At 75.7% G+C, this 4232-nt stretch carries 5 protein-coding genes; 2 read left to right on the top strand and 3 right to left on the bottom strand.

Translation table 11 applies throughout. The annotated features are described in order from the left end of the window. The 3 genes from AB0F18_RS38700 to AB0F18_RS38690 form a co-directional block, all read right to left on the bottom strand. The coding region (locus tag AB0F18_RS38700) for a serine/threonine-protein kinase (RefSeq protein WP_362070092.1) at positions 1–947 on the bottom strand (947 nt) is incomplete at its 3' end. Positions 948–1074: 127 nt separating this feature from the next. Continuing rightward, positions 1075–1695 carry a dihydrofolate reductase family protein gene (locus AB0F18_RS38695; protein WP_362070087.1) on the bottom strand — a complete coding sequence of 207 codons (621 nt, stop codon included), beginning with the start codon at positions 1693–1695 and terminating at the stop codon, positions 1075–1077. 91 nt (positions 1696–1786) lie between these two features. After that, a complete protein-coding gene (locus tag AB0F18_RS38690) occupies positions 1787–2737 on the bottom strand; it encodes a LysR family transcriptional regulator ArgP (protein WP_362070090.1) in 951 nt (316 codons plus the stop codon). 69 nt (positions 2738–2806) lie between these two features. Between AB0F18_RS38690 and AB0F18_RS38685 the strand changes: the two genes are divergently transcribed. Further along, on the top strand, positions 2807–3430 hold the full coding sequence (locus AB0F18_RS38685; RefSeq protein ID WP_362070084.1) for a LysE/ArgO family amino acid transporter: 624 nt from the start codon (positions 2807–2809) through the stop codon (positions 3428–3430). A gap of 173 nt (positions 3431–3603) precedes the next feature. Further along, positions 3604–4232: NUDIX hydrolase (locus AB0F18_RS38680; protein WP_362070082.1), on the top strand; the 629-nt coding region annotated here is incomplete at its 3' end.

The following is a 4232-nucleotide window of genomic DNA, read 5'->3' as shown; positions in this document are numbered from 1 at the left end:
CCGGGCACCCCGGCAGCCCCGGCCCCGGGCGCCCCCGCAGCCCCGGCACCGGCGACCGCCCCAGCGGCCCCGGCAGCCCCGGCGGTACCCGCGCCGGCCGCCACCGCCTCCAGCATCGCCCGTGCCTGGTCCGCGCTCGGACGGGCCTCCGGTTCCTTCGCCATCAGTGCCTGCAGCACCGGCCCGAGCGGGCCCGCCCGCCGCGGGGCCGGCAGCGGTTCGGCGACGATCGCGGACAGCGTCGACCACACCGAGGTGCGCCGGAACGGCGAGACGCCCTCCACCGCCGCGTACAGGGTCATCCCGAGCGACCAGATGTCCGAGGCGGGACCCGGCTCCCGGCCCTGGGCGCGCTCCGGCGGCAGGTAGTCGAGCGAGCCGATGATCTCGCCGCTGCGGGTCAGCTTCGCCAGTTCCTCGTCGTCGGGGGCCTGCATGCTGGCGATGCCGAAGTCGGTGAGGACGACCCGGCCGCCCCGCTCCAGCAGTACGTTGCCCGGCTTGACGTCCCGGTGCAGGATGCCGGCCCGGTGGGCGGCGTCGAGGGCGTCCATCAGCTTCGCGCCGATCGCGGCGGCCTCGTGCGGGTCGAGCGCGCCCTGCCGCTCGACGACCGCGTCGAGCGAGGGCCCGTCGACGAGTTCCATCACGATGACGGGGAGCCCCTGTTCCTCCGTCACGTCGTGCACGGTGACCACCCCGGCGTGCCGGATGCGCGCGGCGGCCTGCGCCTCGCGCTGCATCCGGGTCCGCAGGTCGGCGAGTTCGGCGGGGCTGGCGTCGGTGTAGGCCCGCAGCAGCTTGACGGCGACCTCCCGGCCGAGGAGCTCGTCGACCGCCCGGGCCACGACGCCCATGCCGCCACGGCCGACCACCGCGGTCACCCGGTAGCGCCCCCCGAGCACCCTGCCGATCAGGTCTCCGTCGTTCGCCTGCTCCGATGGCACCGGCACCACACGCTCCGTTCCCTCACCGGCCGTCCTCCGACGGCCTGCCGGGGCCCAAGCGTAGAGGCATGATCACGTCAGGGGTTCACCCGGTCGGCGCCACCGGTCCAGCCGGCGCCGGCCGTCGTCAGCCCCCGTCCGACTGCGGCAGGTGGGACTTGGCGTCCTCGTAGGTGGCGCTGCCGGGCGGCGCGGCGGGGGCGTAGAAGAGGTTGAGCACACCCGTCTCGAAGGTCTCGCCGGAGACCAGCCGCAGCGGGATCGGGGGCACGCCCTCCTCGAACAGCCGCATGCCGCGGCCGACGGCCAGGGGGTGCACCAGCAGGTGGAGCAGGTCCAGTTCGCCCGCCGCCAGCAGCCGGCGGACGACGGAGACGGAGCCGCTGATCGCGACGGGCCCGTCGTCCGGTTCGCCCTTCAGCGCCCTGACCCCTTCGAGGAGGTCGCCGCGGAGCAGCTCGGCGTTGCGCCAGCCCAGGTCCGGCGTGCCGTGTGACACGACGATCTTCCGTACGTCGCCGAGCCGCTTGGCGAAGGCGGCGTCCTCACCGCCGGCGGCCTCCCGTTCCGGCCAGGCCCCGGCGAAGCTGTCGTAGGTCCTGCGGCCGAGCAGGAGGGTGTCGGCGGCGCCGATGACCGCGTCGACGGCCGCGCCCATCTCGTCGTTGAAGTAGGGGAAGTGCCACTGGTCGGGCGCCTCCACGACTCCGTCGAGCGATATGAACAGCTCTGCGGTGATCTTCCTCATCCCGGTGCTCCCCGGCAGTCGGTCGGCGTACGCCCGTCCCCTCCAGTAGACGACGGCCCCGGCCCGGCCTCATCCCGGGGCCGTCGGCCGGTCAGCGCGAGCGGTCCCCCGCGGCGGGCCCGCCGGATCCGGGCTTCCCCGGCGGCAGGAGCGCCTCGCGCGCCGTCTCGGCGACCAGCCGGGCGACCACCGCGAGCGCGGGCGAGTCCAGCTTCCACTGCTGCCAGTACAGCGGTACGTCGAGCGTCCGCCCCGGCGCGAGCCGTACGAGCGCCCCGGCGCGCAGCAGGGGCTGCGCCTGCGGTTCGGGCACCAGCCCCCAGCCGAGCCCGGCGGCCACCGCGTCGCGGAACCCCTCGGAGGTGGGCACCTGGTGGCGGGCGGCCGAGGCGCCCGTACCGTCCCCGGTCAGCGTGCGGACGAAGGCGTCCTGGAGGTCGTCGCGGCGGTCGAAGACGATCGTCGGCGCCTCCCGCAGGTCCGCCGCCAGGTCCCCGGTGAAGTGGCGGGCGGCGAAGCCGGGGCTCGCCACCGGCAGGTAGCGCGCCAGCCCGAGCGCCCGTACGGTGCACCCCGCCACCGGGTCCGGCGAGGAGGTGACGGCCGCCATCACCTGGCCTTCGCGCAGCAGCGCGGTGGTGTGGGACTCGTCCTCGCGGTACAGCTCGAAGCAGACGGGCGGATCCTGCGGGACCCGGCTCAGTACGGGCAGGAACCAGGTGGCCAGCGAGTCCGCGTTGACCGCCATCGGCAGCCGCACCGGCCCCTGTCCGTCGGCCGTCCCCATCCCCAGCCCGGCCCGGGCGTCCCGCTCCAGCCGGGCCAGCTGCCGGGCGAAGCGCAGCACCACCTCGCCGGACTCCGTGGGCCGTACGGGCTTGGTGCGCATCAGCAGGACCCGGCCGGTCCGCTGCTCCAGGGCCTTCACGCGCTGGCTCACGGCGGAGGGCGTCACGTGCAGGGCGGCCGCGGCGGCGTCGAAGGTGCCCTCGTCGACGACGGCGAGGAGGGTCCGCACCTGTTCCAGGGGAAGCTCGTCCATCACGAGCACTAATGGTACGTAAAAATCTTTAGCTGTACTGAGCACCGCGCGCTGCCTAGGGTCGAGGGCATGAACAACGGCATCACCACAGCGCTCCTGGCGGGCTTCGGCACCGGCCTGTCCCTCATCGTCGCCATCGGCGCGCAGAACGCCTTCGTGCTCCGGCAGGGCGCGCGCCGGCACGCCGTCCTGTGGGTGGTCGCCATCTGCGCCCTCTCCGACGCGGTCCTCATCGCCCTGGGCGTGGCCGGGGTCGGCGCGTTCGTCACGGCCTGGCCGGCCGCGCTGACGGCCGTCGCCCTCGCCGGGGGCGGCTTCCTCGTCTGTTACGGGATCCTCGCCGCGCGCCGGGTGCTGCGGCCCGCTCCGGGCGCGGCCCTCAGCACCGAGGGCGCGGCCACCGGTTCTGCTCGGGCGGCCGTGCTGACCTGCCTGGCCATGACCTGGCTCAACCCGCACGTCTACCTGGACACGGTCCTGCTGGTGGGTTCACTGGCCGCCGACCGGGGCGACCTGCGCTGGGCCTTCGGAATCGGGGCCGTACTGGCCAGCCTGACCTGGTTCTCCACCCTCGGCTACGGGGCCCGCCTGCTCAGCGGCCTCCTCGCGAAGCCGGGCGCGTGGCGGGTCCTGGACGGTCTGGTGGCCGCGACGATGGTCACGATGGGCGGCATGCTGCTGGCCGGGGCCTGAACCGGGGGTGCCGGGGCCGGGGGTGCCCGGAGACGCGCGGGCGGAGTCGGGGGGTTGATGGTGCGGCCGCGACGGGTGGGGGTGGGGGCTCGGCGTGGTAGGGATTCCGGTACGCCCGTCCGCCGGGCCGGCGGGCGGTCCGGCCCGCCGGCCGACCCGCTGGAGCCGCCATCGTGCCCGACCGTCCGACGCGCGAGCAGCAGGCGCAGCCGTCGCCCGTGCGCCCGTCGCCCGAGGCCCTGCGCGCCTATTACGCCGCCCAGCCGTCCCCGCTCGTCGCCGCGACCGGGATCGTCCTGGACCCGGGCGGGCGGGTCCTCGTACTGACGCCTTCCTACAAGGACGGCCTCGAACTGCCCGGCGGGACGGTGGAGGACACCGAGACGCCGGAGGAAGGGCTCGCGCGGGAGCTGGTGGAGGAGCTGGACCTGGCCGTGCCGGTCGGCCGGCTGCTGGCCGTGGACTCCTGCGCGCCCGGCACGCTCGGGCGCTCGCTCGTGGTGCACGTGTACCTCGTCGGACCGCTCTCCGCCGAGCGGGCCGGGGCGCTGTCCTTCCCCGACGGCGAGGTCACCGAGGCCCACTGGCTCGCTCCCGAGGAGGCCGTCCGGCAGCTGCCCGCCCGGATCGCGCCCCGGCTGCGCGCCGCCCTGGCCGCGCTGTACTCGGGCTCCCTCGCCCACCTCGTCGACGGGGTCCCGCAGCCCGGCTCCCCGGCCGGCTTCGACGCGGCGGACCGCGCCGCCCGGGAGCACGCGGGCGGCTACGACGCCGCCGCCCACCGGGCCGCCCGGCCCAAGGC

The sequence above is a fragment of the Streptomyces sp. NPDC029216 genome, from assembly GCF_040648015.1.
Taxonomy (GTDB): domain Bacteria; phylum Actinomycetota; class Actinomycetes; order Streptomycetales; family Streptomycetaceae; genus Streptomyces.
Note: the sequence above shows the minus strand (reverse complement) of the source record. Positions and strands in the feature narration are given on the sequence as shown.